The sequence below is a fragment of the Labrys miyagiensis genome, from assembly GCF_030160835.1.
Taxonomy (GTDB): domain Bacteria; phylum Pseudomonadota; class Alphaproteobacteria; order Rhizobiales; family Labraceae; genus Labrys; species Labrys miyagiensis.
This window is the reverse complement of record NZ_BSPC01000003.1, coordinates 1-4,540: the sequence shown is the minus strand read 5'-3', so window position 1 is coordinate 4,540 and position 4,540 is coordinate 1. Positions and strand designations below refer to the sequence as shown.

At 63.4% G+C, this 4,540-nt stretch carries 3 protein-coding genes; 2 read left to right on the top strand and 1 reads right to left on the bottom strand.

What is annotated here, in order from left to right:
• A partial coding sequence (locus QQL24_RS00200; protein WP_284309855.1) for a D-alanyl-D-alanine carboxypeptidase family protein occupies positions 1-1,137 on the bottom strand: 1,137 nt, incomplete at its 3' end.
• Positions 1,138-1,710: 573 nt separating this feature from the next.
• Here QQL24_RS00200 and clpS point away from each other — a divergent pair.
• Both clpS and clpA read left to right on the top strand, forming a co-directional pair.
• Positions 1,711-2,043: an ATP-dependent Clp protease adapter ClpS gene (clpS, locus tag QQL24_RS00195; protein ID WP_284309856.1), complete on the top strand. Its 333-nt coding sequence runs from the start codon at positions 1,711-1,713 to the stop codon at positions 2,041-2,043.
• 10 nt (positions 2,044-2,053) lie between these two features.
• Entirely contained in the window at positions 2,054-4,477 is a 2,424-nt protein-coding gene (clpA, locus tag QQL24_RS00190) for an ATP-dependent Clp protease ATP-binding subunit ClpA (RefSeq protein WP_284309854.1), read from the top strand.
• Positions 4,478-4,540 lie beyond the last annotated feature (63 nt).

The following is a 4,540-nucleotide window of genomic DNA, read 5'->3' as shown; positions in this document are numbered from 1 at the left end:
AATGGCGGGCTTGGCCGGCACGACCTGCGGGCGGGGCTGCTGCGCGGGAGCGGCCTCGGCGTCGACCTGGTCGTCACCGACCGTCTGCGGCGGCAGGGGCGCGGCGACGGGTGCTGCGAGGCGCGTCTTCGGCGCTTCGGCCACGACGGCCGGGCGCACGGTCGGCAGGCGCTGCGGCGCCATGGCGACGGAAGAGGCGCCGGCATCCTCGTCATCGGCCTGGGCGATCTGAGCCTGCGGCACCGAGCGGTCGGCCGCGCCGGCATAGGCGGACGGCATGTAGGCATCGATCAGGCGGCGGACCACGACGTCGCGCGAGCCGGCGCTGCGGCCGCCCATGACCACGGCGATGAGCTGGCGGTTGTCGCGGCGGACATTGGTCAGGATGTTGAAGCCGCTGGCCGTGGTATAGCCGGTCTTGATGCCGTCGACACCGTCCACCGAGCCCAGGAGATGGTTGTGGCTGCCGATCTCGCGGCCGCGAAAGACGAAGCTCTTGGTGGCGAAGAAGCGATAATAGGCCGGAAAGCGCTTCTGGATCGCCATGCCGAGGATGGCGATGTCGTGTGCGGTGGTGATCTGCCGGTCATCGGGCAGGCCGGAAGCGTTGACATATTGCGTCCTGATCATGCCGAGCGCCCGGGCCTTGCGGGTCATGATCTGGGCGAAATTGCCCTCGCTGCCGCCGAGCGCCTCGGCGACGACGACGGCCGCATCATTGGCCGAGCGGGTGACGATGCCCTTGATGGCGTCGTCGACGCGGATGGTCTGCCCCGCGCGCAGGCCCAACTTGGTGGGCGACTGGGACGCGGCATGGGCCGAGACGGGCAGGGGGGTCGCCATGGTAAGGCGGCCGGCCTGGAGCTGCTCGAACAACAGATAGAGCGTCATCACCTTGGTGATGGAGGCGGGATGGCGCAGGGCTTCAGGCGCCGCCTCATAGAGCGTGCGTCCGGTCTTGACGTCGACCACGATCGCCGCATAGCGCGGATTGTTCATCATGTCCGCGGGCAGCCCGCCCGTTGACTGAGCCGCCGCACGCACCCGCTTGCCGCGCAGGTGCTTTACAGACTTGCTCTGGGTCGTTGCATGATGCACGCGGCGCCGGGCGTCCGCGTCTCCAGGATGAAGGGTCATTGTCGCCGTGAATGCTACAATGCCGGCTGCAACCATTGTGGTGGTCCGGGCAAATCCGCCCCCGATCCATCGCGATAGCATGCAAAGTCCCCAATACTCACCGGCGCAAAAGACGCCGTCCACTTACCTGTCCCTGCTTGGCCGGCGGCCATGCTCGCCCTTCGTTTCGGGGCTTATCCCTTTGTCCCAAGAACAAGGGGCTGATCACGCCGTGCCGTGCAGGAACGACACAGTCAACAAACCTAGAAGGACGCGGTTACGGATCGGTTAAGTGTCGGCTGCGATCGTGCTCGAAGATTATCCCTTCCTGCGGCATTTTGGTCGCACTCCGGCCGAAAAGCCAGGGGGCCTTCGAACCAACGGATTTCACGACGCGTTCAGCTTTGGGCGCCTATAATTGCAGCTTGCTGCACTAGCGAAATACGGGGGGTGATCCTAAATTGAGGCAATGGAAGCTCTTTTCCCCCGCGCATATCGTGTTAGGCTGCAGAGATTGCGGTTGTCGAAATGGAAGATTCACCAATTTCTAAATCTAAGAAAATGGCCGCGCGGGACGAGGGCGTCCTGATCGGCATGGCACGCGAGCCGCGGGCCCCGGGGGGCGGCGACGGGACAGGCGCTGCCGTCATTACCAAGACCAAGCCCGTCACCAAACGCCCCAAACTCTACCGTGTCCTGCTCCTGAACGACGACTACACCCCGATGGAATTCGTCATCGAGGTGCTGGAGCGTTTCTTCAACAAGGACAGGGACGGCGCCACCCACATCATGCTGCATGTTCACCACAATGGTGTGGGAGAGTGCGGCATCTACACCTATGAGGTCGCCGAGACCAAAGTGACACAAGTTATGGATTTTGCACGTAAGCACCAGCATCCGCTGCAATGCGTCATGGAAGAAAAGTGAGGAACTGATCGTGCCATCCTTTTCAAGACACCTCGAACAGTCCCTCCATCGCGCTTTGGCGGCTGCCAACCAACGCCACCACGAATACGCGACCCTGGAACATCTGTTGCTCTCCCTGATCGAGGATCAGGATGCGGCCGCGGTGATGCGCGCCTGCAATGTCGATCTCGACATTCTCCGGCGCAACCTCGTCGAATATATCGACACCGAGCTCGAGAACCTGGTTTCGGACGGGCGCGACGACGCCAAGCCGACGGCCGGTTTCCAGCGCGTGATCCAGCGCGCCGTCATTCACGTCCAATCCTCCGGCCGCGAGGAAGTCACCGGCGCCAATGTGCTGGTGGCCATCTTCGCCGAGCGCGAGAGCCATGCTGCCTATTTCCTGCAGGAGCAGGACATGACGCGCTATGACGCCGTGAACTACATCTCGCACGGCATCGCCAAGCGTCCGGGCCTCTCGGAAGCCAAGCCCCCGCGCGGCGCCGACGAGAGCGAGGGCGAAAGCGCCAAGGCGCCCGGCAACAATGGCGAGGATCCGTCCAAGAAGAAGCAGGACGCCATCGACGCCTATTGCGTCAATCTCAACAAGAAGGCCCGCGACGGCAAGATCGATCCCCTGATTGGGCGCGACATGGAAATCACGCGCACCATCCAGGTGCTGTGCCGCCGCCAGAAGAACAACCCGCTTTTCGTCGGCGACCCCGGCGTCGGCAAGACGGCGATCGCCGAAGGCCTTGCCCGCCGCATCATTGAGGGCGATGTGCCGGAAGTGCTGCGCGGCGCCACGGTGTTCGCGCTCGACATGGGCACGCTGCTTGCCGGCACGCGCTATCGCGGCGATTTCGAGGAGCGCCTGAAGCAGGTGGTGAAGGAGATCGAGGCCTATCCGGGCGCGATCCTGTTCATCGACGAGATCCACACCGTGATCGGCGCGGGGGCGACCTCGGGCGGGGCGATGGATGCGTCCAATCTGTTGAAGCCGGCTCTTGCCGCCGGCGCCCTGCGCTGCATCGGCTCGACCACCTACAAGGAATACCGCCAGTATTTCGAGAAGGACCGCGCTCTGGTGCGCCGCTTCCAGAAGATCGACGTCGCCGAGCCTTCCATTCCCGACACGATCGAGATCCTCAAGGGCCTCAAGCCCTATTACGAGGACTATCACAAGCTGCGCTACACCAACGAAGCCATCAAGGCGGCGGTGGAACTGTCGGCCAAATACATCAATGACCGCAAATTGCCCGACAAGGCGATCGACGTCATCGATGAGACCGGCGCCTCGCAGATGTTGGTGGCCGAGAGCCGCCGCAAGAAGACAATCGGCGTGAAGGAGATCGAGGCCACTATTGCGACGATGGCCCGCATCCCCCCCAAGTCGGTGTCGAAGGACGATACGGAGACGCTTCGGAACCTCGAGACCAATCTCAAGCGTGTCGTCTACGGCCAGGATAAGGCGATCAAGCAGCTTTCGGCGGCGATCAAGCTCGCCCGTGCCGGCTTGCGCGATCCCGAGAAGCCGATCGGCAACTATCTGTTCTCCGGCCCCACCGGCGTCGGCAAGACCGAGGTCGCGCGCCAGCTGTCCGAGGTGCTCGGCATCAAGCTGCTGCGCTTCGACATGTCGGAATATATGGAGCGCCACACGGTCTCCCGCCTGATCGGCGCGCCTCCCGGCTATGTCGGCTTCGACCAGGGCGGCTTGCTCACCGATGGCATCGACCAGAACCCGCATTGCGTGCTGCTGCTGGACGAGATCGAGAAGGCCCATTCGGACCTCTTCAATATCCTCCTGCAGGTGATGGATCACGGCAAGCTGACCGATCACAACGGCAAGGCCGTCGATTTCCGCAATGTGATCCTGATCATGACCACCAATGCGGGCGCGGCGGATCTCGCCAAGTCGGCCTTCGGCTTCACGCAGTCCAAGCGCGAGGGCGACGACTTGGAAGCGATCAACCGGCTGTTCACGCCGGAGTTCCGTAACCGTCTCGACGCCACCATCGCCTTCGACCATCTGTCGCAGGAGATCGTCACGCAGGTCGTCGACAAGTTCATCGCCCAGCTCGAGGTGCAGCTTGCCGACCGCCACGTCACGGTGGAGCTTGCGGACGACGCCCGCACCTGGCTGGTGGCCAATGGCTATGACGAGTTCATGGGCGCCCGCCCGATGGCCCGCCTGATCCAGCAGGCCATCAAGACGCCGCTGGCGGACGAGGTGCTGTTCGGTCGCCTGAAGTCGGGTGGCCTGGTGCGTGTCACCGTCGTCAAGAAGGACGACGGCAAGCAAGAACTCGGCTTCGAATATCCAGCGGGCCCGGCCGAGCCCAAGCCCGAACCCGTGGTGGCCGAGGGCGGCAAGGCGCCGGCCAAGAAGGTAAGGGTCGCAAAGCCCAAGCCGCCGGAGCGCGAACCTGATACCCCGCTTGGAGCGGACTGAAGCATCAGAAGGCCGGTCTTTCGACCTAATGCGGTTCACTTAAGAGCCTTTACGAACCTAGTG

Excerpts from the sequence above, each read along its gene's own strand:
- clpS (WP_284309856.1), top strand. The coding sequence starts at position 1,711 with ATGGCACGCGAGCCGCGGGCCCCGGGGGGCGGCGACGGGACAGGCGCT.